We start from the raw sequence: 19,012 nt of genomic DNA, 5'->3' as shown, positions 1-19,012 counted from the left end.
GTTAGCTCACGGGAACGGTAAGGGAAAAGTTTTGCAGCGAGTCGGTGCGTTCACCTGTGATCTCCACGACCATCCCGCCGTTGAAATCCGGAGTGTAGTCAATAGCGGTCAGCTTTACCCGCGGCTCCCACTGCAGGATCGCCATGTAGCAGGCCGACATAATTTGCAGACGCAGCGCGTTGTTGTTGGGCTGGTCAATCAGCGCGGACAGCAGCGAGCCATAGGTGCGCCGCATGACGCGGGAACCCACCGGCGTGGTGAGAATGTCGCGCACGCTCTGCCGGATATGTTCGATATCAGCCGCCTGCGCGCCCGTATCGCGGTTCATACCGCTGTATTTAGCCGTTGTCATTTTGGCCCGTCCGTACTGCTGCCGCCGCGCTCAATACCGCCGTGTGTGTGGCTGTGTGACACAACACCATTGGATGTGAGGCTGCCGCCGCTGTGGGTAATATTGCCTTTCATGGAGCCGCCGCCGGTAAGCTCAAACGTCGCCGCTTTGAGCTTTTGGGTGCACTCGACCAGCGGGCTGTCGAGGGTGATTTTTTCGCTGGCGTTGACCACGACAACTTTTGTTTTCGCACTGATGGAATCAGCCGCCTCAATCGTGGCGGTCTTGATACCTGTCGCACTGAGTGCGCCGGTGGCGGGTTCATACACAATCACGGCCCCGTCAGGGAATGACCAGTGCAGCGCATCAGCGGACGCAGACGGGGCGGGGTTGTCGTCAGAATAGATACCCGGCAGGACAAAGCCGGTATCCAGCTCACCGCCCAGACACAGAACAAGCACCTGCTCACCCACGGACGGGGCATTCCAGGCGCGTGTATTACCGGCACGAGCGGTCAGCCAGTGCAGCCAGTCAGTGGTGTTGTTTCCGGTATCCACACGACAGGTGCCGTCGTCGAGATTGACGGCGGACACGGTGCCGAGGCGGATCAGGTTGCGCAGCAGGCGCTGAATGTCGGGAATTTGTGAGTTCATATCATGATGATGAAGAATGATACGTGCCGAAACTATCTGATGCTTCTTGATGGTTCATGAGCAAAAAATTGGCACGACATCTTATAGTTACTAAAGTATATTCCGATGTTTAGGGGCTTTTTGAGCAAGGGATGAAATATGAATTTTGCTGAATTTTTTGGCGTTATAAAAGATGTTGTCGTGATAGGGACGGGAATTACAGGTGCCACAGTAGCAGTTAAAGGATTAAAAACGTGGAGGAAACAATTACATGGGCAGGCAGACTACAATCTTGCAAAAGACATTTTAATTCATCTCTTTAAGTACAGAGATGCAATAAACAATGTAAGAAATCCTGCTATGTTCTCTAACGAAATGCCTTTACCTCCAGAAGATAAAAAAGAAGCCATGAACGCAAGCCAAATTAGGCACTATGGATTAGCAGAAGCTTACACGTCACGCTGGGAAAAAGTTAGTGTTCAACGTGCTTCTATCTATACAAGTATGATAGAGGCACAAGCGCTATGGGGCGAGGAATTAACAAATTTGCTAGGCGCTCTGTTCAAGCATGAGCAACTCTTGCTTATACACACGCGATATAATCTTACTCTGCACAACCCAGATAGAGACGACCGTTTTAAAGAGCATGAAAATAAAAACTTCAAACCCGAGATCCTATACGATAATTTATCAGAGACCGATGATGAATTCAGGAATGATTTTTTATCCTCCTTAGAACCTATTGAAATTTACCTTAAGTCCAAGCTTGCAAGGGACCCCGCTGATAATGAGCTTACCGTTAAAATTGAACTTTATTTTAAGTATCTAAAAGAAAAATTATCATGTTCTCGACAATCTTGAAGTCTTTTTGATTAAAACCAAGCAGCGCCCTAGTTTCATACTGCACATCTTGACCGCCTCGGGCTGGCCTATCGCGCAGCCCGTAATGATGTATCCGCGCCATCCGCTGTACGCTCCCGATAAACTCAACCACCGCATCATCGGCGGTGCCTTTTGCCTTCATGTATTTTGCTGTGCGGAGCTTGGCGAACATCTCGCGCCTGATGCGGCCCTTCTTACAGCGCAGGGGTTGCGCCTTACGCGGCTTAAACGGCGTGCCGTCGGGTGCCTGCTGCTGCTTGATGTTATGTTGCTGGCTGGCACGCAGCTTTCGCGCAATATCCGTTGCCATCTTTTTGCGCGCAGCCGGTGACAGATTAGCGAGTAGGGTAGTGAGCTTTGTTTCCAGCGGTTCAAGTTCATTCACAGCTGCCACTCGCTGACCAGATCATTTTTAACGTACAGCTGCCACGGGCGGGAATTATTCTCCGGCAATGGCGGCTCGCCAACGTGGTTAACGTGCAGTTCGCCCTCCTGCTCTTTAACGATCACCCGCTCGGTCAGCTGCAGGTTAATGCTGATATCTACCGCCGTATCACTGATGATATCGGCGTTAAACGTAAACCCTGTGCGGCGCTTTTCTTCGCTGGCCATAATGTCGGGCTGATTGACCCGTAGCCATGCCAGCAGCGGTACGGTAAGCAGGTCGAGATTGTCGCCGTAGTCGGTGATCACCAGATTCAGCTGATACTGATACTCAAACGACAGCGAGCTGGCGAGCGTCGACACAATACGTCCGTTATCGATGAACATATTCAGGCTGTCAGGGCTTCGCTGCAGCAGCAGCACGCTGTCTGTCAGCGCCTGACGTAACTGTTTGGGTTTCAGCATCGTGCTGCTCCTGGCATTCTTTGATGATCTCGACCTGCAGCCCGCACGAAGCGAGCGCAGCCTCTAACTGCCGGTTATCCGCCGCCAGATCGCCCTGCGTTCGCAGGTTGTTGGCCGGAAACGGGCAGCTTGTCACGCGCGGACAGCCAGTCCAGATAATCTCTGGCGCTGGCGAAGGCGGGGCGGCTGTGCAGCCGGATAACATCGTCAGGCAAAGCAGCAGCAGACCAGCCGCGTAGTGATGGGTTCGCATCGGTTTCCCTCTGTATTTGCAGTTCCCGGTTTAGTGCGCCGGTGCTGGCCCTGCCCTGCAGCAGTCGCAGCGCCGCCTCGCGTTTCTGCCCCTCGCGGGCCTCGTCATTTAACCGGGCAATGGCTTTATCTCGACTCGCAATTCCGGCGGACAGCGTGCCGATGATGCGCTGCGTATCGCTCAGATCGCCCTTTGCCTCTGACAGCTGCCAGCCGGTGAAAGCCAGCGCCGCCAATGCCACGGCAAAAAATGCGGCAAGCAGGCGGATCATTTAGCCCCCTTGAGGCACCACGCCAGCTCACGCGCCCTGCGGTTCTCGATACCTTTGTTTTTGACGCCCCTCACGTATACCCAGCGGGTTAACTGGTGACAGGCGCTGGCCCACTCGCTGCGCTTAACGAAAGCCGCGAGGGTTGACGTGCATGCGGCGCGCACGCCGACATTGAAAGCAAATGACACCACGGCGTCATAGACCTGTGGCGGCATGGCGACCGGCATGCAGGCATCAATGCCGCGTTCCACGCGCATCACGTCGTATACCAGGTTCACCGCTATCTGCCGCTCGCTGATGACGCTTTGCGGCGTCACGCCCTCGGTATGCCCGATGCCGTTGGTCCATACGTTTGCGCTGCACTGGTAAGGCGTGGTGCGGCAACCTTCCGCATCGGCTATCAGCTTCAGCCCGGCCTCGGAGATTTTCAGCGCGCTGAATTCCGGCAGCAGCGCGGCTATTGCCAGTACAGCCACCACGGCACAGCGTTTAGCCATCTGATTCAAGCGTCACCCCCTGCACGTTCCGGCGCTGTAGCTCAAAGGTTTTGCGCCGGTAATGCCAGTTGATAAAAAAGTTCGCCACGTTGATCACAAGCGTGACCACGGCGACAAACGCGCCGACCATAAAGGCAATGTCCTGCACCGTGTGGCGGCTAAACCACATCATGAGCAGCCCGACCAGGTAAGTGATGATTGAATTGCTTTTTTCCATTGCTAACTCCAGAGGTTCACGGTTTCACCTGCGACCGGTGAATCAGGCAAATCGGGCAGCTTAACCTCGCATCCGTGCGGCAGTACCGGCCCGCTCTCGGCCAGGCCGGGATTAGCCGCATAGACAAGCTCAACGACCTGATCCGTGCGCCCGTAATGGCGATAGCAAATCTCGTCGACGGTATCGCCCTGTTGCGCTAAAACGTTCATCACAGCAGCCCGATGATGCACGGGCGCTTACCCGCGATTTTGCTGATGCTGAACCGGGCGTCGCGCCAGTATTCGTCAGCGCTGGCTTTGATTTCCTCGGCCTTTTTGGTGCCGCTGGCGTCATAGCCCCGGTAGCGCTCAACGATCACCGCCCCGGTCAGGTGGCTGACTGCATCGAAGTAGTGCGTCAGCTTTTCGCTTTCGCCGTCGAGCTGGTCGGCAGGAACGTCGGCCAGCATCTTAAAGCCCGCCCCCATCTGGTCCGCCCGGTATTCGTACAGCTCGGCGTTCACTTCCGCGATGGCCGTTTTTACCGCCTGGCGGAGCCGTGCAGCTGGCACCGTCCCCTCATAGCGGAGGGTTTCGCGCAGCCGCTGAACATCGACGTCCGGCCAGAAAAAGGTATTAACAATCGGCGGCTCGGCACTTTCGGCCGGTCGCGGTTGAGGTATGACTACCGTTTGCATAGTTGCCTCTGAATAGGTGGGCGGTGGAGGGCGGCGCAGAAGCCTGAAAGGCTCATTGCCGTCCTGCCGCCCGGCGCGGGGCGCGTTCTGTTAACGGCTGGCAAGCGCCTGCTTTTTAAGGTCGGTTGCCAGCCGTTCAATGTCCTTTTTAACGCCGCTGCCCTGGTGAAGCTGCAGCGCACGTTTCAGGTGTTCCATTGCATCCAAAGCCCTGCCCATATCGCGAAGCACATAGCCGGTGATTTTGTGCAGCTTGGCGCGCACCTCATCGGGCATATCTTCGGATTTCGTCAGCTCAAGCGTTGCCAGCAGCGGGTCAATGTCGACCGGCTGTTTTGCCGTCCATGTCCGGGTCGCCGCCTCGGCGACCTCTTCAGCCAGGAGATAAGCCGTGCTGTTGCGCCTGAACTTGTCGGGCGGCACCAGTCCGTACTGCAGGGCGTAGCGGGCAATGTCCAGCGCGCCGGGAATATCCCCGGCATCCAGCCGCCAGATCATGACGGTCATCAGGATGGCATCCTGTGCGCCTTTTCCCTGGCTCAGCACGCCAGACACCCACGGCAGATAGCCGGGCAGCATCTCGCGCTTTAACTCAGCCTTTTTTTCCCTGGAGCGCGTCTTGCTCAGACGGCGCTTATCTTCATTGAGCTTCATGAGCATTCGCTCATAGCCGTTGGCATGACGCAGCGGGCCGTCAGCCTGCTGCGATGCTTCGACGGCCTGCTGGCGCATAACGTGACGCTGGGCAGGGCTTAACATGCGTTACTCCCCTGCTTCCGTTTCGGCTGGTGCTGACGCTTCCGGCTCGGCTGCAGCGGCTTTAACCGGCGTAAAGTCACCGAGCGCGATGTTTTCCACCAGGCAACCGGCGGCGTAGTCTTCGATCACGAAATCCTCATTGATAGATTCGTAATTTTCGACGCGGTCGCGTTTAGCCTCTTCAACAATCATCCGGCGGTGCGTCCCTTCCTGCCAGTAAATCGACAGGTTATCGAGGCGGGTAATAAACAGGGCGTTGGCCGGGAAGTACGGCACGCGGATCGCCGGCAGGTTGCCGATTCGCTTCTGGCTGACAATCACGTCAGCGGCCAGCTGTTCGGTGGCAGGCTGCGACTGATTGACCAGCGGGAAATATTTATCGGCCAGGAGCTGACGCCCGCAGATAACGACCAGTTCCGGGTCTTCCTGATACCACGGCGCGATCATGGTATTGGTCGCGTCCATCACCAGCGCATCGAGGTTGGCGTAATCACCCTCTTTGCCGACGCGGACCTTATCGGAAATCAGCGCGCCATCTTCGCCAACGACCTTGCTCAGAACGCGGTCGGCAGCATGCAGGCGGTATTTCTGCAGCCAGCCGATCGCCACGTCCTGCAGCAGCGGGTTGGTGGTGCGGTTGGAGGTCTTCGCTCGGGCAATGCCGTTGAAACCGGCCATGATGCGATCCAGCGCCTGGCGTTTGATAATCGCGTCACGCAGGCGGGTCTGGAAGTCTTCATATCGCGCCCACAGGTCGAGCTGGTTATAGCGAATATGGAAGTCGTAGTTGGTCTGCGTGCACTCGTAGCCGTCCTGCGTCAGCTCGGAGAAGTCAGCCGTTTCGCGCTCGTCACCGCCGGAGGTGTCGGTTGTGCTGGCAATTGAGCCGGACACGCCGATCCCGATTTTCTCACCCTTCATATCGACAACCGGGGTGATATTGATGCGGGTCAGAAAGTCGGACGACTCCTGTACGCGGGTCATCAGGCTCTGGCTCACCGCAGGCTCAACGGAGAATTTCTTGTCCATATCGCCGGTATCCACGCCGTTCAGTTCAGCGAGGCGGGTCAGATAGGCGTTAAATTTAAAGCGGGTAGTCTGGCGCATGGGTATTCCTGTAATCAGTGATTCGGTTTTCTTTCTGCTGGCCGGGCCTACCTTCAGCAGTCGGTTTGTACGCTGGTCTTGTCGCCACCGTCAGCCCGTGGGCGCTTGTGGAAATTGCCGTCGGTTTTTGACAGCGTGCTGGTCAGGCTCTCCAGCTCGGCGCGCCTGGTTGTGGTTTCCAGCTCCAGCGCATCCAGGCGGTCAGAGATTTTTTTCTCAAGCGCGGATAAAGCCTCAGCGGACTCCTGCTCGCTGGCGGTCAGCTGCTCGGCAACCAGCGTCACGGCGGCGTGAACGTCAGCGCTCTGCACGTCATCCGCTTTCTTTTTCGCGGAGAACAGCGCGGCGATGCGGTCACGCAGTGACGGACCGGGGTCGGCCTCTTCGAAGAATTCGATCAGCGTTTCCTCAGCGGCGGTAAACAGGTTGTTTTTGTCCTGCTTGCGAGCCGCCAGCGGATTAGCTTTTGCCGTCGCGCTAAAGCTCAGGTATTCAGTGCCGAGGCTCGCCGGGTCATCGGTGACAGCCAAGCCGACGAGGTACGCCTCGCCGGTGTCGGCGAATTCAGGGTTAACTTCGATTGAGGTATAGATTTTCTGACGCGCTTTGGTCATCGCGATCAGTTCGTCGGTCGGGTCGATGTAGCCATACAGCGCGAGCTTGCCTTTTAGCAGGCCGTCGGCGATTTCTTCAGCTTCGACTGCGGTCACATCGCCAAAGCGACGAAACGAACTGTCAGCCGCATAGCCGCGAATGTGTTCCATGTTGATGCGCGCACCGTACACAACAGGGCTGTAGTTTTTCGCCATCTGCGAGATCCAGTCGCGGGAAATCACGCGCCCGTCTGTTGTTGCGCCCTCAACTGCGATGCGAAAACGCTTTGCTTTAGTTGCCATTAATCAGGCTCCGGTAGTGGATTGGTTCAGGTCACGGCCAGTTTCACCACGAACACCACACCACTCAACGAAACCCGGCTTGCTGGCTTATCAGCAAGCAGGGACAACGGGCGCGCCATTTTTTGCCCCGGTAGCCTTGATGCCATGAATACGACACCCGGCACCATCATCAGCGATCCGCGCCGTCAGGCCGCTCTGCTTTACTGGCAGGGCTTCTCTGTGCGCCAGATAGCGGAAACGCTCAGCATCAAAACGCCGACCGTGCAGAGCTGGAAACTCCGCGACGAATGGGAAAGCATTGCCCCCATCAGCCGCGTTGAGGCCAGCATGGAAGCGCGGTTAATCCAGCTCATCATGAAAGAGGTTAAGGGGAATGGTGATTACAAGGAGATAGACGCGCTCGGCCGCCAGATAGAACGGCTGGCGCGCGTCGAGCGCTACCGCAGCAGCGGCAACGAGGCCGATCTCAATCCCAACGTGCGCAACCGCAACCGGGGCGAGCGTCAGCCAGCGTCTAAAAACGAGTTCAGCGAAGAGGCCACAGAAAAGCTGACCTCGCTGTTTATGGAGGGCTGCTTTGAGTACCAGCTGCACTGGCACAAAGCCGGGCTGGCGCACCGCATCCGCAACATCCTCAAGTCACGCCAGATCGGCGCGACGTTTTACTTTGCCCGCGAAGCCCTGATCGATGCCCTGGTGACCGGCCGCAACCAAATCTTTCTCTCGGCCAGTAAAGCGCAGGCCCACGTCTTTAAAAACTACATTATCGACTTTGCCCGCCTGGTCGATGTTGACCTGAAGGGCGACCCGATTGTGCTGCCAAACGGGGCGCGTCTGATTTTCCTCGGTACCAACGTGCGCACCGCGCAGAGCTACACGGGCAATCTGTATCTCGATGAGTATTTCTGGATCCCGAAGTTCCAGGAGCTGCGCAAAGTCGCCAGCGGCATGTCGCTACACAAGAAATGGCGCACCACGTATTTCTCCACACCGTCGAGCCTGTCGCACAGCGCCTATCCATTCTGGTCCGGCGAGCTGTTCAACAAGGGCCGACGCAACCGCGCCGACCGCATCGAGCTGGACCTGAGCCACACCCATCTCGCCGACGGCTCGCTGTGCGCTGACGGCCAGTGGCGGCAGATTGTGACCGTTGAAGATGCGCTGACCGGCGGCTGCAACCTGTTCGACCTGGATCAGCTGTCGCTCGAATACAGCCCGTCCGAGTACCAGAACCTGCTGATGTGCGAATTTGTTGACGATGAGGCGAGCGTGTTCCCGTTCGCCGAACTGCAGGGCTGCATGATCGACAGCATGGAGGAGTGGACTGACTTTAACGTGTTCGCGCTGCGCCCGTTCGACTATCGCCCGGTGTGGATTGGCTACGACCCGTCTCACACGGGCGACAGCGCGGGCTGCGCCGTTATCGCGCCGCCGCTGGTGCCGGGCGGTAAGTTCCGCGTCCTTGAGCGCCATCAGTGGCGCGGCATGGACTTTGCCGCGCAGGCCGCATCCATCAAAGAGCTAACCGAAAAATATACTGTCGAGTACATCGGCATTGACGCCACCGGCATCGGCCAGGGCGTTTTTCAGCTGGTCCGCCAGTTCTTCCCCGCCGCCCGCGAAATCCGTTATTCGCCGGAGGTGAAAACCGCCATGGTGCTGAAAGCCAAAGACACGATCACCAGTGGTCGCCTGGAGTACGACGCCGGGAATACCGATATCACGCAGTCTTTCATGGCTATTCGCAAAACGATGACCGCCAGCGGCAACCGCTCGACCTATGAAGCGAGCCGTAGCGAGGAAGCCAGCCATGCTGACGTCGCCTGGGCAATCATGCACGCCTTGTTAAACGAACCGCTGACCGCCGCCGCCGGTGGTCAGAGTCCAAACTTTATGGAGTTTTACTAATGAGCAAGCGCAGGGGCCGCAAGGCTTTTCAAAACCAGTCAGAGCCAGTAAAACCCGCAGCGCAGCAGGCCGAAGCGTTCAGCTTTGGCGAGCCGATCCCAGTGCTTGATAAGCGCGATATTCTGGATTACGCCGAATGCATCAGTAACGGGCGCTGGTACGAGCCGCCGGTGAGCTTCCACGGCCTAGCGAAAAGCCTGCGTGCCGCCGTTCATCACAGCTCGCCGATTTACGTTAAGCGCAACATTCTGCTGTCCACCTACATCCCGCACCCAATGCTCAGTGCGCAGGACTTCAGCCGCATCGTGCTAGATTACCTGACTTTTGGCAACGGCTTTGCAGAGCTGCGCAAAAACGCGTTAGGGAAGGGGTTCCGCGTTGAGTGTTCACCGGCGAAATATACCCGGCGCGGCGTTGAGGATGACACGTTCTGGTTTATCAACGACTGGAAGGACGCGCACCGCTTCGAAACAGGCAGCGTGTTCCAGCTGCTTGAGCCTGATGTGAACCAAGAGATTTACGGCCTGCCGGAATATCTGAGCGCGCTCAACTCAGCCTGGCTGAATGAAGCAGCCACACTTTACCGCCGTAAGTATTACCAGAACGGCGCGCACGCAGGCTACATCCTGTATATGACCGACGCCGCGCAGAGCAGCAGCGATATTGAGCAGATGCGCAAGGCCATGCGCGACACCAAAGGCGTGGGCAACTTCCGTAACTTGTTCATGTACGCACCGAACGGAAAGCCGGACGGGATTAAGATCCTGCCGCTGAGTGAGGTCGCCACCAAAGATGACTTTTTCAATATCAAAAAGGCCAGCCGTGATGACCTGCTAGCCGCTCACCGGGTTCCACCACAGATGATGGGTGTTATCCCGGACAACGCGGGAGGGTTTGGGGATGTGGTTAAAGCGGCTCAGGTGTTTGTTCGCAATGAACTGACACCACTGCAGGAGCGCATGAAAGAAGTTAATGGGTGGATGGGAGAAAAAATTATCGATTTCCGACCTTATAAACTTGTGTGAATCAAATAATAGCGGTCAATCACTGGCCGCTATTATTTATTAATAAACAAAAAGAAAATTCTCAAGCAGTTCCCTGTCAGGCACTTCTTCATTATGTATCATCTTAATTATAGCCCTTCTTAATAATGATAAAGTCCTTACTACATCACCTACCTGATGCTTAGGGGAACCGTGTGCAGCGGCAGATCGTAGGCCATAAAGTTTAACAATCTCTTTTTGCAGCTCTAGCCTTTTAGGCCCTCGCGGCTCTAGGTATGCCGATAAATTGGATGACACTCGGAAAACTAATTCAGCTTTATGAGGGGAAAATATAGCCTCTAAGGCTCCCCAAACAGATACAAGAGCCATGGCACCATTGTGGATATACTGAACATTATTAATAGTATCAAATGCTAACTTAAACTCATTACTTGAGCTTAGTAGATTCGTTGTTTTAACCCAGTTATCTTTTACCCATTCAATCCTCGTATTTTCATCTTCATCAGACTTGAGAGCCAAATCAAATGCTTTTGGTATACCCCCCAAAAGTTGAGCTGCCAACTCACCGCCTTTGGACTGCACTTGTTTAAAACTCGATATAGGCTTACTACTCTTTACTCTCAAATCCACCTGAGGATTAATATATAACTTAAACAATGATGCTATTATTTCGCCAATTTCTTCAGAATTAAATTTCTCATGATTATATTCAGTAGGTATGAATAGTTCAGCGAGTATATCCACTCCGCGATTGTGGCTCGTAGCATGCCATGTTTTGGGATAAAACCCGCCCGGACGTTGAGGCTCCTCATAAGCTAAAATGTGTTCTGTAACTATATGAGCATAAGTTGGCCTTAACTCAATACCTTCTCCAAATGATAGAACAGACTCACCAGTATTAAACCCAGACATACCAAAATAGAGACCGCGCTTTGAAAACTCACCATCCATACCATTCCCTTATATATAGTAACCAATGAAGGTCAGTAACTATAAACTATTAATCTAATATATTTACTTACCTAATCTTAGGTTATCACTGGAAAAAACTGTAGTAGCCGTTTTGGTGCCATATCTTACAGTTAAGAATGCTTTTCTATTACCAGTTCGACGCCTTCATTGAGCAATTCATTAATAGAAACGCCATGTGCCTGAGCTGTCACGGCTAGAGCCTGATGTCGTTCTGGCGTCAGGCGGGTAGTTACCTTACCGCTGAATGTCTTATAAGGTTCAATGTCATCCTTACGGCATTCGTCGATAAAAACCGCCAGTGAGGTTGAACCCTCTTTTTTCAGCTCTTCGACGCTGTAAGCGTAGAAGTCAGCTCCGCCGTTCAGGCCGATAAATTCCCCGCGAAACATTTCGATCTCAGGGTCAAAGGTGATGACGGCCAGATGGCCGTCGATTTTAAGTGTGTTGATCATGGTCTAATTCCTAAGCTATCGAGCCATACCCGAATGGAGTTAACCGCCCCCTTGTCAGTGGTTGGTCTGGGATGCGGCCTGTGAAAAATTTTCTTTTGCCCTTTCAGCAGCACCGCAATCCTTGAACCTTCCCTTTCGTGAACCTCCGCACCGAGAGCGATAAAAAGAGATTCAATATCACTCCACTTTATCGAACCGCTAACCGGCCGGGCAAAGACATCTGACAGCGTTTTCTGGTGTCGTTTGTTCATGAGCCCATAGTATCAAAAAGTGACACCACATCAAGCGTTTTTTGGTGTCGCATAATGGTGTCAAAATAGCGAGTATGATCATATACAACATGCGTGCATGAAAGCGTTTCTAAGGCGATGGTTTGTTACAAGCGCCTCGGGATAATACGGAATCAGAGAACCGCACAGCGAGGCGCTGGCGCACGTTACGGCATACATGTTTGTACCCTCAGCGCGCAATGCTATCCCCGCCACGCCTGCCCGCTTTATAGGGCGCTTTTCATGCAGTTGCATTGTGTCACCAAAACCGCAACTGCATTGGTGCTACACTGCAAAAATCATCATCAGAAGCACATGCAAAAAGATGCAGTAACATGCACTCCCCTACACATCTCGCAATACCATCAATTCCATGATAGAAAATCATTAAAATCACACTTTAAGAGCATGTTTGCATGAGAAAAGTACATGAATTAACCAGCAAGGCCGCGCTATCATATTTTCTTCGCCATGATTCCTACACGACATTAGAGTTACCAAGCTACATTGATTTTTCAAAGTTATTAAACAACATAAACTCAGCCATTGATAATGAAGAAATTAGCTATTCTCCCGATCCAAAATCACTCATGGGTAAAGAAATAAATTATGAGGTTTTGGTTAGTAAAGACGGCCTCTACAGCTGGCGGCGGATAACGCTAATCAACCCTCTTTATTATGTTTACTTCTGTAGAAAAATCACCACTCCAAAAAACTGGAAACAGATAAAAGAAAAATTTAAATCATTTGAATCAAATGAGCTTTTTTTATGCTCTAGCATACCCGTTAGAAAAGGTAACACTTCAAATATTGCCGCATCTGTAATGAGTTGGTGGGAGGATTTTGAACAAAAAAGCCTAGCACTTGCCCTTGAATATGAGTTTATGTTCAGCACAGACATTTCAAACTTTTACCCTTCAATCTACACACATAGCTTTGAGTGGGTCTTCATATCAAAAGAAGAAGCCAAAAAGAAAAACAACAATGACAATCCCGGAAGATTAATTGACAGCCACATTCAAATGATGATGAGCAATCAGACAAACGGCATACCATTAGGCAGCACTTTAATGGATACATTTGCAGAGCTTATCCTAGGTGAAATTGACTTACAATTAAGAAAAGAAACTGACAAGCACAATATCGTCAACTATAGAGTCGTACGTTACCGCGATGACTACCGGATATTTTCAAATAGCAAAGATGATTTAGACAAAATCTCTAAATGTTTAGTTGGTGTTTTAGGTGATTTTGGCTTGGATCTAAACTCAAAAAAAACAGATTTACATGAGGATATTGTTTTCCACTCATTGAAATCAGCAAAAAAAGACTACATAAAAGAGGAAAGACATAATTCATTTCAAAAAATGCTTTATGTTATATATTTATTCTCTTTAGAACATCCAAATTCAAAAACTACAGTCAGATATCTGAATGATTTACTCAAAAGGTTGTTTAAAATAAATAAAATATCGAATACCGGCCATCAACTGGAGGCTATGCTTGGCATCATCTCAAGCATCATGGCTAAAAATCCTACGACGTATCCTGTAGGCACCGCTATTTTTTCAAAACTACTCAGCTTTCTTTATGCTGACGACACTCTACCCAAGTTTACCAAACTCGAAAAACTTCATGACAAACTCGGGAAACAGCCTAACACAGAAATGCTTGACATTTGGTTTCAGAGAGTCCAAGGCAAGATTAATTTAGATTGGGATGGCTCTTATAAGTCGGCCTTGTGCATTCGTATCAATGATGAACTTAAGAAAGAGAAAACATTTTCTATAGATGGTCTATGGGATGTTGACTGGATTCCTGGTAAAGCAACAAATAGAAATAAAGAAAAAATCCTATCTTTACTAAAGAAAACAAGAATAGTGGATGCAGATGCATTCGAAGAAATGGATAATGATATAACACCTGAAGAAGTCGATTTATTCGACAAAGAACACAGCGCTTAACTATGAAAGCCATGTTGACTACACAACATGGCTATCATAACTAAATCATAAATTAGTTATCTAAAATCTCGATAACTTCTCCCGTTCGCACGTCGACACGCGCCGCTACGGTCTGCTTGACTACTCCACCATAAGAATTGGTGCCACGAAACGTGGTTTTCACAATGGCATGCGGGTCTTTACTCAATAGCACATGGTATACCGTTGAATCATGTTTATACGATGAATCGTCATGCATGCTGGATTTAATCATTTTTTCCAGCGGACGGTAAGAACCATCCCAACCACTGAAGTTATCCTGAAATACATCAAGATTTATTTTTCTGCTGAGTGAAGCCGGATCTTTTTCATAGTCACCTAAGCACCACCCTAAAACATCACCCAATTTAAGCTCACCATTTTTTGTAAAAGTGAACTCACTCAAACAAGCATAAAAGCCGCCTGCAGCACTGGCTGATATTGATTTATAAACAAGGTAATCATCAACAATAGCGTGACGCTTGGCTTTCGGCTCGTTGAGATATTCACTTAGAGTTTTTTCTGCTGAATCAAAATATTTTGGTGCAGATTGCGTTACTGGGTCTGACGCTACATGTTGCTGATCTATCTGCGGCTTTTCTGTAGGATACAACTTCGAACCAACTACCGCCAGTGCTAGCGACGCGCCGAGGTAAGTGACACTCGATAGCACTCGATTAGGCATCCGCACCAAGGCAGGCTTGAATAGGCCAACAACAAATGCAAAAAAGAGCACCAGAGATATACATGCAATGAGGGTATCCATTATTTTCCTTAATTTTCAATTCTCACAAAAAAACAGCCCCATATTACCAACAAGAGACTGTTATTTGCACAAAATTAATACCTGCTTAATGCTGCCAGCTATCGTCTTCCCACACACCCTGAACAATTCGCATCACGTTCTCCTTATCTTCACCAAGCTTCAGGCCGCTTAATTCGACAGCATTAGCGCTACCCTTGCGAATCCTCACAGCAGCGTTAGGGAAAAGTGGACTCAAATTTTTATACAATTCTGACCCAAGCGCGTTAAGCGTGGCCTAGCTGATCTTTTGCTCTTTGTCGATCACTATTTCGATACGCATAGTAATTACCTACTGTTCATTGAGGCTCATCGAACGGCCATGCTCATAACTCCTGAGCTTTGCCATCAATTCATCCGTCAGCTCAGATACCCACTGTATAGCCAAACGCTTTTCTTCCTCGTCACAATCACTAGCAGCAACAAGTTTCATAAAAAAATCAATACGCTGGAGCTTAACCGACTCCAAGAGATAATCATTCATGTTTCCTCCCCTTACACAAACCACTGTTTATACATACAGTATATAAACATTTTCCGAATGTGAACCTTTTTTTTACCTTTGACAGGTATTAGCCCCTAAAGCTGGCTGTGCCTTTATCTCAGTAAACCTATTACACATCAGGCATGTAGGTCACTCTGAAGCGGAATCTCCTAGAACCAAGCCGCGTAGCCGCTCAAATCTGGCTAATATTTTCAACGGATCACATCTTTTGTGGTTGCGCACTAAGTCACCAGCGGCGGTACTTCGGAACATTTCACCGTTGATAACAGTTTCTACTCCCCTTATCAGACGAACGGCCAGCCCCCTGCTGATTGTCTCTCCGGTAAAGTCGCGCACCTGTTCAATCACGTTATCGCAACCAGCCTCAATTTTTGCGGGCCTGGTGAGTTTGAGCCGTTTTTTCACTACGGCATCGGCCCTTATCCTGTTAAGCATTTGCCGCCGCTCTCGCCTACTAAGCGATTTAAAGTCTATTGGGCCATCACTTCCCGGTTTCGCCGCATCCTCAGATCCCGGTCTTCCCGTACAGTTATTGACAGAACTCCGAGAGGACGCGGGCGCGCCCTCAAGGTCAAAAACAAAATCAAAGGCAGAATCAACCGACAAAACAGAGAGCGGCGCATCCGCGATGCCAGCCTGCTCGGTAGCTTTTTTCGAAACAATTTTCCACTGCGTCAGGCGCGTCAGAATTGGCGTGTCGTCACCCACGGCGGTGGAATAAACTCCCTTGATGCGCACTGTTTCCTCGCCGTATTCGTTCAGCTCGTCGCCCGATTGATACCAGGTGCGAACCGCCAGCTCGTCACGACGCACGAACGGACCGCCCTGTGCATTCACGTATTCAGCCCACTGCCCCTGATCGGCTGCATCGTGAACGGCTGCAAACTCAACGCTCAGGCCGAGGGCGGTCTCACTGTCTGCCATTCTGCGCAGTTCACGATAAACAGTCACCGGCGCACCGCCCACAAACTGAAACTGACGGATATGCCAGCGCGCTGCCCAGGCTGAAACGGCAGGTGCAGTTTCCTTCAACGCCTTTCCGCTTTCGTCGTCCAGCTCACCATCGAGCGCGTACCCATCAATATTTTTAGAGATATATTTCGCGACATAGCCGGTTGCACTTCCCTTTTCAGGGTCGATCGCCTCAGCATGAAAGCGCGCCTTTCTGGCTTTTGCTGTGGTCAGCTCACCACTGTCTTCCTGGTAGGCGTAGTCACGGATGATCTGGCGCACGCGGTCGACGTTCTCAGGCAGCATAAACATCAGCATATGCCAATGCGGAGTCGCATCATGATGCGGCTCCGCAACACGAATGCCGAAAATACGAATATCTTCGCGGTGGAGCTTTGCACGGACCTTCTGCCACAGGTTGCAGAGATAGCGCTGAGTTTCGGCAGGGTTGGCCCCGTTCCATTTGCGGTTGCGGTGGCCGGTCTTAATTGTGGCGTGATAACGCGACGGAGCCGTGACGGTGTAGAACTCACCTACGAAGCCCATTTCGTTACAGATATTTTCAAAGCCACGGATGCGGGCCATCAGCTCGCAGCGACGAATGGCGGGATTAGCCACGCTGCCGTCATATTTATCGATCAGGCTGATGCGGTTCCCGTCCTCGTCTTCCAGCTCCATCCCTTTCAAAAATTCACGGGTCCGCCGCTTCTGCTCGCGCCATTCGATCACGTTCATCGTACTGGCGTAAGGGGTGTGTTTTTTGCTGACGTTGGCAAGCGCGATCTGCAGGTGTTCGCGCCATGCTGCAGCAACGCGGCGCAGGCGTCCTTTCCACCATTTTTCTGTTTTCATGCGGGAAATAGCTGACGCTATATCCTCCGGGCAGAAAAATTTAGAACTGACCTTTTCCCAAAGTGGCGGCATCTGATTAAGCTGGCGCGTGATGGCCGCTGCCGTCATGTAAATCTGGAAAGCATATTTATAATCTGATTTATCGGCGACCAGCTCATGAGCCTGCGCCATTTCAGCCATAATCAGATTAGCCACATCACCGGCCAGTAAATCCACGTCGGCACGTGACATATCCGCAAGGCGGTTAAACCGTCGAATAATTTCCCACAGCATGCTCGCAGCACCCACGCCGCGATCGCCGGCTGGAGCAATTTGCGCCAGCTTGCCAAAAATGTCGGGATGCATTTCTGCCACCTGGTACTGAGCATTTACGCGCTCAACGCGTGGCAATGTGCGCTCAACAAATGTCTTTGTCAGGTACGCATTGGCACGGGCTAAACCTTCCGTTTTTTCTAAGTCATTCATGCGCCGCTTAACATCCATCTGGATGATTAAGGGCTGCGCCTCCAGCAGATCACGCGCATGCGAAAGCGCCGCGAACATCTGGGCGCGGCGTTGGATATTGGTGGTTGCAAGATATGGCTTGCTTATGGCGTCCCGTGGAGCATTCCACGGGTAGGCATAAGTCATGCTACAGCCTCATGCTTAAGGTAACGCGTGGCGCTGTGCGCTGGAAAAGACACCGCAATAATTTCAGCAGCGCTTTTTCCATCGCCTGCAGCAACTCCAAGGCTTCGCGGGGCTGTGATACGGGTGATTTTAAAATCGCTATAGAGGCAGCGGGTCCGGGCTGTATCGCTGTTTGAAACGATCACGGGATTTGACTGTGCTACGCCAGATAATAGCGATGCCAGCTGGCACTGTCGGTCATCGTTAAACCCTTCGGTATGGTAATCGCTAAACGTCCCCTGATATGGGGAATCCGAATAAACGACATCACCGGCTTTAACCATTTGCAGGGTTTCGGTGAAGTCGGCACAGACGAAAGTTGCTCGCTGCGCTTTTTCAGCAAAGGCTTTTATTTCCTCGAGTGGGAAATATGGTTTTTTGTAGTGACCGAATGGAATATTGAAATCACCACTGCGGTTATAGCGGCACATACCGCGATGGCCGTGACGGTTCAGATAAAGAAAATAAACAGCACGGTCAAGCAGCGTCATGCCACGCGACGAATTAAACTCATCGCGAATTTTGTAATATTCAGCCTCTGATTTATTGGCAGCGAAAAGTTGCGTTGCCAGCACAAGAAATACAGATGAATGCTCTTTAATCTGACGATACATGTTAATCAGGTCGGGATTGATGTCAGCAATCAAATACTCCTGATAGTCAGTGTTCATCATGACCGAGCACGACCCCGCGAAAGGCTCGACCAGGCGCTGGCCCTTAGGCAGGTGCTTTTTCAGTTCCGGCATAATGCGCGATTTGCTGCCCACCCATTTTAAGACAGTATTCATAGCGCAGCTCCTTTGCAATGCGTGGCTTTAAGCTCGCTGATTTCCTTGCAGCTGACGCACTGCGTTACGCCGTCCAGTGCTTTGCGGCGCGCTTCGGGGATCGGCGCGTCACAGTCTTCACAAAAGAAAGCACTCGGTGCGGTTGGGTGCTTGATGGCTTTAGCCAGGGCATGCGCGAGATTTTCTTCAACGCGCTGCTGAACCAGATCCATTGAGTCAGCCATTAGTGCAACTCCTGCGCAGCAGCTTCAAACCGGCCTGCTTCCTGATGCAGCAGCTCGATAATCTCAACGGCAGACAATTCACTGCGCTGAGCATGGATAGCGAGAGCCTCAAGACGGATTGAAACGACCAGCGCCTGATCTTTCTTTTGCTCGTTGCGGGCTTTATTCAGCAGCACCAGAACTGCATCAGCTGCGGCTACCATTTTCTCGTTTTCAATATTTTGCATAGTAATACTCCAGATTTAGGCAAAGGGATGCCCGGCG

General features: G+C 51.7%; 25 protein-coding genes and 2 pseudogenes. 4 read left to right on the top strand and 23 right to left on the bottom strand.

What is annotated here, in order from left to right; all coding sequences use genetic code 11:
* Position 1: 1 nt before the first annotated feature.
* Together ACLI4M_RS12845 and ACLI4M_RS12840 are read right to left on the bottom strand one after the other, a co-directional pair.
* Positions 2–352, bottom strand: a complete 351-nt coding sequence (locus ACLI4M_RS12845; protein WP_133624739.1) for a GPW/gp25 family protein — start codon at positions 350–352, stop codon at positions 2–4.
* Entirely contained in the window at positions 349–984 is a 636-nt protein-coding gene (locus ACLI4M_RS12840; protein WP_133624741.1) for a phage baseplate assembly protein V, read from the bottom strand. Before ACLI4M_RS12840 ends, ACLI4M_RS12845 begins: the two co-directional genes overlap by 4 nt.
* Positions 985–1,122: 138 nt before the next feature.
* On the opposite strand from ACLI4M_RS12840, the gene ACLI4M_RS12835 reads away from it, so the two are divergent.
* A complete protein-coding gene (locus ACLI4M_RS12835; RefSeq protein ID WP_133624743.1) occupies positions 1,123–1,824 on the top strand; it encodes a hypothetical protein in 702 nt (233 codons plus the stop codon).
* Here the strand turns inward: ACLI4M_RS12835 and ACLI4M_RS12830 are convergent.
* The 11 genes and pseudogenes from ACLI4M_RS12830 to ACLI4M_RS12780 form a co-directional block, all read right to left on the bottom strand.
* Positions 1,781–2,230 carry a phage virion morphogenesis protein gene (locus ACLI4M_RS12830; RefSeq protein ID WP_133624745.1) on the bottom strand — a complete coding sequence of 150 codons (450 nt, stop codon included), beginning with the start codon at positions 2,228–2,230 and terminating at the stop codon, positions 1,781–1,783. The two genes, ACLI4M_RS12835 and ACLI4M_RS12830, sit on opposite strands and share 44 nt — an antisense overlap.
* Positions 2,227–2,694, bottom strand: coding sequence for a phage tail protein (locus ACLI4M_RS12825; RefSeq protein WP_133624747.1), 468 nt, complete (start codon positions 2,692–2,694; stop codon positions 2,227–2,229). The genes ACLI4M_RS12830 and ACLI4M_RS12825 overlap by 4 nt, the downstream gene beginning before the upstream one ends.
* Complete coding sequence (lysC, locus tag ACLI4M_RS12820; protein ID WP_338506617.1) at positions 2,627–2,947, bottom strand: Rz1-like lysis system protein LysC; 321 nt, start codon at positions 2,945–2,947, stop codon at positions 2,627–2,629. The genes ACLI4M_RS12825 and lysC overlap by 68 nt, the downstream gene beginning before the upstream one ends.
* Positions 2,868–3,218, bottom strand: a pseudogene (locus ACLI4M_RS12815) (Rz-like lysis system protein LysB); the annotation flags it as partial. The gene lysC and the pseudogene ACLI4M_RS12815, both read right to left, overlap by 80 nt.
* A complete protein-coding gene (locus tag ACLI4M_RS12810; RefSeq protein WP_133624751.1) occupies positions 3,215–3,724 on the bottom strand; it encodes a glycoside hydrolase family protein in 510 nt (169 codons plus the stop codon). The pseudogene ACLI4M_RS12815 and the gene ACLI4M_RS12810, both read right to left, overlap by 4 nt.
* A complete protein-coding gene (locus ACLI4M_RS12805; RefSeq protein ID WP_133624753.1) occupies positions 3,708–3,932 on the bottom strand; it encodes a hypothetical protein in 225 nt (74 codons plus the stop codon). Before ACLI4M_RS12805 ends, ACLI4M_RS12810 begins: the two co-directional genes overlap by 17 nt.
* Positions 3,933–3,934: 2 nt before the next feature.
* A complete protein-coding gene (locus ACLI4M_RS12800) occupies positions 3,935–4,141 on the bottom strand; it encodes a tail protein X (RefSeq protein ID WP_133624755.1) in 207 nt (68 codons plus the stop codon).
* Positions 4,141–4,608, bottom strand: coding sequence for a head completion/stabilization protein (locus ACLI4M_RS12795; protein ID WP_133624757.1), 468 nt, complete (start codon positions 4,606–4,608; stop codon positions 4,141–4,143). The genes ACLI4M_RS12800 and ACLI4M_RS12795 overlap by 1 nt, the downstream gene beginning before the upstream one ends.
* 90 nt (positions 4,609–4,698) lie before the next feature.
* Positions 4,699–5,367, bottom strand: coding sequence for a terminase endonuclease subunit (locus ACLI4M_RS12790; RefSeq protein ID WP_133624759.1), 669 nt, complete (start codon positions 5,365–5,367; stop codon positions 4,699–4,701).
* A gap of 3 nt (positions 5,368–5,370) precedes the next feature.
* Complete coding sequence (locus ACLI4M_RS12785; protein WP_133624761.1) at positions 5,371–6,474, bottom strand: phage major capsid protein, P2 family; 1,104 nt, start codon at positions 6,472–6,474, stop codon at positions 5,371–5,373.
* Between the two features lie 53 nt (positions 6,475–6,527).
* On the bottom strand, positions 6,528–7,370 hold the full coding sequence (locus ACLI4M_RS12780; protein ID WP_133624763.1) for a GPO family capsid scaffolding protein: 843 nt from the start codon (positions 7,368–7,370) through the stop codon (positions 6,528–6,530).
* A gap of 144 nt (positions 7,371–7,514) precedes the next feature.
* Between ACLI4M_RS12780 and ACLI4M_RS12775 the strand changes: the two genes are divergently transcribed.
* Both ACLI4M_RS12775 and ACLI4M_RS12770 read left to right on the top strand, forming a co-directional pair.
* Positions 7,515–9,278, top strand: coding sequence for a terminase ATPase subunit family protein (locus tag ACLI4M_RS12775; RefSeq protein WP_133624765.1), 1,764 nt, complete (start codon positions 7,515–7,517; stop codon positions 9,276–9,278).
* Positions 9,278–10,303, top strand: a complete 1,026-nt coding sequence (locus ACLI4M_RS12770) for a phage portal protein (protein WP_133624767.1) — start codon at positions 9,278–9,280, stop codon at positions 10,301–10,303. Before ACLI4M_RS12775 ends, ACLI4M_RS12770 begins: the two co-directional genes overlap by 1 nt.
* Before the next feature lie 39 nt (positions 10,304–10,342).
* Here ACLI4M_RS12770 and ACLI4M_RS12765 read toward each other — a convergent pair whose 3' ends face one another.
* From ACLI4M_RS12765 to ACLI4M_RS12755, 3 genes are all read right to left on the bottom strand, one after another.
* Positions 10,343–11,233, bottom strand: coding sequence for a HEPN domain-containing protein (locus ACLI4M_RS12765; RefSeq protein ID WP_133624769.1), 891 nt, complete (start codon positions 11,231–11,233; stop codon positions 10,343–10,345).
* A gap of 131 nt (positions 11,234–11,364) precedes the next feature.
* On the bottom strand, positions 11,365–11,706 hold the full coding sequence (locus ACLI4M_RS12760) for a type II toxin-antitoxin system HicB family antitoxin (protein WP_133624771.1): 342 nt from the start codon (positions 11,704–11,706) through the stop codon (positions 11,365–11,367).
* Positions 11,703–11,957 carry a type II toxin-antitoxin system HicA family toxin gene (locus ACLI4M_RS12755; RefSeq protein WP_029519675.1) on the bottom strand — a complete coding sequence of 85 codons (255 nt, stop codon included), beginning with the start codon at positions 11,955–11,957 and terminating at the stop codon, positions 11,703–11,705. The genes ACLI4M_RS12760 and ACLI4M_RS12755 overlap by 4 nt, the downstream gene beginning before the upstream one ends.
* A 434-nt stretch (positions 11,958–12,391) precedes the next feature.
* On the opposite strand from ACLI4M_RS12755, the gene ACLI4M_RS12750 reads away from it, so the two are divergent.
* On the top strand, positions 12,392–13,939 hold the full coding sequence (locus ACLI4M_RS12750) for an RNA-directed DNA polymerase (protein WP_413449718.1): 1,548 nt from the start codon (positions 12,392–12,394) through the stop codon (positions 13,937–13,939).
* 52 nt (positions 13,940–13,991) lie between these two features.
* On the opposite strand, the gene ACLI4M_RS12745 is transcribed toward ACLI4M_RS12750, so the two are convergent.
* The 7 genes and pseudogenes from ACLI4M_RS12745 to ACLI4M_RS12715 all read right to left on the bottom strand — a co-directional run bounded on the left by ACLI4M_RS12745 (position 13,992) and on the right by ACLI4M_RS12715 (position 18,975).
* Positions 13,992–14,723: a hypothetical protein gene (locus ACLI4M_RS12745; protein WP_133624774.1), complete on the bottom strand. Its 732-nt coding sequence runs from the start codon at positions 14,721–14,723 to the stop codon at positions 13,992–13,994.
* An 85-nt stretch (positions 14,724–14,808) separates the two neighbouring features.
* Positions 14,809–15,042 (bottom strand): annotated as a pseudogene (locus ACLI4M_RS12740) (DinI-like family protein).
* 9 nt (positions 15,043–15,051) lie between these two features.
* Complete coding sequence (locus ACLI4M_RS12735; protein WP_133624776.1) at positions 15,052–15,243, bottom strand: hypothetical protein; 192 nt, start codon at positions 15,241–15,243, stop codon at positions 15,052–15,054.
* Between the two features lie 150 nt (positions 15,244–15,393).
* The gene (locus ACLI4M_RS12730) at positions 15,394–17,697 is read right to left on the bottom strand and encodes a replication endonuclease (RefSeq protein ID WP_133624778.1); all 2,304 of its coding nucleotides are present in this window, start codon (positions 17,695–17,697) and stop codon (positions 15,394–15,396) included.
* The gene (locus ACLI4M_RS12725; protein ID WP_133624780.1) at positions 17,694–18,524 is read right to left on the bottom strand and encodes a DNA adenine methylase; all 831 of its coding nucleotides are present in this window, start codon (positions 18,522–18,524) and stop codon (positions 17,694–17,696) included. Before ACLI4M_RS12725 ends, ACLI4M_RS12730 begins: the two co-directional genes overlap by 4 nt.
* Positions 18,521–18,748, bottom strand: coding sequence for a TraR/DksA family transcriptional regulator (locus tag ACLI4M_RS12720; protein ID WP_133624782.1), 228 nt, complete (start codon positions 18,746–18,748; stop codon positions 18,521–18,523). Before ACLI4M_RS12720 ends, ACLI4M_RS12725 begins: the two co-directional genes overlap by 4 nt.
* A complete protein-coding gene (locus ACLI4M_RS12715; protein WP_133624784.1) occupies positions 18,748–18,975 on the bottom strand; it encodes a DUF2732 family protein in 228 nt (75 codons plus the stop codon). Before ACLI4M_RS12715 ends, ACLI4M_RS12720 begins: the two co-directional genes overlap by 1 nt.
* Positions 18,976–19,012 lie beyond the last annotated feature (37 nt).

The organism is Erwinia sp. LJJL01, assembly GCF_047300805.2.
Lineage (GTDB): Bacteria > Pseudomonadota > Gammaproteobacteria > Enterobacterales > Enterobacteriaceae > Erwinia > Erwinia aphidicola.
The sequence above is the reverse complement of the archived record's forward strand: the minus strand, read 5'-3'. Positions and strand labels throughout refer to the sequence as shown.

What these genes read in the sequence shown, in the direction of transcription:
- ACLI4M_RS12845 (WP_133624739.1), bottom strand. Translation starts at nt 352, where the DNA reads ATGACAACGGCTAAATACAGCGGTATGAACCGCGATACGGGCGCGCAG.
- ACLI4M_RS12840 (WP_133624741.1), bottom strand. Translation starts at nt 984, where the DNA reads ATGAACTCACAAATTCCCGACATTCAGCGCCTGCTGCGCAACCTGATC.
- ACLI4M_RS12835 (WP_133624743.1), top strand. Translation starts at nt 1,123, where the DNA reads ATGAATTTTGCTGAATTTTTTGGCGTTATAAAAGATGTTGTCGTGATA.
- ACLI4M_RS12825 (WP_133624747.1), bottom strand. Translation starts at nt 2,694, where the DNA reads ATGCTGAAACCCAAACAGTTACGTCAGGCGCTGACAGACAGCGTGCTG.
- lysC (WP_338506617.1), bottom strand. Translation starts at nt 2,947, where the DNA reads ATGCGAACCCATCACTACGCGGCTGGTCTGCTGCTGCTTTGCCTGACG.
- ACLI4M_RS12805 (WP_133624753.1), bottom strand. Translation starts at nt 3,932, where the DNA reads ATGGAAAAAAGCAATTCAATCATCACTTACCTGGTCGGGCTGCTCATG.
- ACLI4M_RS12800 (WP_133624755.1), bottom strand. Translation starts at nt 4,141, where the DNA reads ATGAACGTTTTAGCGCAACAGGGCGATACCGTCGACGAGATTTGCTAT.
- ACLI4M_RS12795 (WP_133624757.1), bottom strand. Translation starts at nt 4,608, where the DNA reads ATGCAAACGGTAGTCATACCTCAACCGCGACCGGCCGAAAGTGCCGAG.
- ACLI4M_RS12790 (WP_133624759.1), bottom strand. Translation starts at nt 5,367, where the DNA reads ATGTTAAGCCCTGCCCAGCGTCACGTTATGCGCCAGCAGGCCGTCGAA.
- ACLI4M_RS12785 (WP_133624761.1), bottom strand. Translation starts at nt 6,474, where the DNA reads ATGCGCCAGACTACCCGCTTTAAATTTAACGCCTATCTGACCCGCCTC.
- ACLI4M_RS12780 (WP_133624763.1), bottom strand. Translation starts at nt 7,370, where the DNA reads ATGGCAACTAAAGCAAAGCGTTTTCGCATCGCAGTTGAGGGCGCAACA.
- ACLI4M_RS12775 (WP_133624765.1), top strand. Translation starts at nt 7,515, where the DNA reads ATGAATACGACACCCGGCACCATCATCAGCGATCCGCGCCGTCAGGCC.
- ACLI4M_RS12770 (WP_133624767.1), top strand. Translation starts at nt 9,278, where the DNA reads ATGAGCAAGCGCAGGGGCCGCAAGGCTTTTCAAAACCAGTCAGAGCCA.
- ACLI4M_RS12765 (WP_133624769.1), bottom strand. Translation starts at nt 11,233, where the DNA reads ATGGATGGTGAGTTTTCAAAGCGCGGTCTCTATTTTGGTATGTCTGGG.
- ACLI4M_RS12760 (WP_133624771.1), bottom strand. Translation starts at nt 11,706, where the DNA reads ATGATCAACACACTTAAAATCGACGGCCATCTGGCCGTCATCACCTTT.
- ACLI4M_RS12755 (WP_029519675.1), bottom strand. Translation starts at nt 11,957, where the DNA reads ATGAACAAACGACACCAGAAAACGCTGTCAGATGTCTTTGCCCGGCCG.
- ACLI4M_RS12750 (WP_413449718.1), top strand. Translation starts at nt 12,392, where the DNA reads ATGAGAAAAGTACATGAATTAACCAGCAAGGCCGCGCTATCATATTTT.
- ACLI4M_RS12745 (WP_133624774.1), bottom strand. Translation starts at nt 14,723, where the DNA reads ATGGATACCCTCATTGCATGTATATCTCTGGTGCTCTTTTTTGCATTT.
- ACLI4M_RS12735 (WP_133624776.1), bottom strand. Translation starts at nt 15,243, where the DNA reads ATGAATGATTATCTCTTGGAGTCGGTTAAGCTCCAGCGTATTGATTTT.
- ACLI4M_RS12730 (WP_133624778.1), bottom strand. Translation starts at nt 17,697, where the DNA reads ATGACTTATGCCTACCCGTGGAATGCTCCACGGGACGCCATAAGCAAG.
- ACLI4M_RS12725 (WP_133624780.1), bottom strand. Translation starts at nt 18,524, where the DNA reads ATGAATACTGTCTTAAAATGGGTGGGCAGCAAATCGCGCATTATGCCG.
- ACLI4M_RS12720 (WP_133624782.1), bottom strand. Translation starts at nt 18,748, where the DNA reads ATGGCTGACTCAATGGATCTGGTTCAGCAGCGCGTTGAAGAAAATCTC.
- ACLI4M_RS12715 (WP_133624784.1), bottom strand. Translation starts at nt 18,975, where the DNA reads ATGCAAAATATTGAAAACGAGAAAATGGTAGCCGCAGCTGATGCAGTT.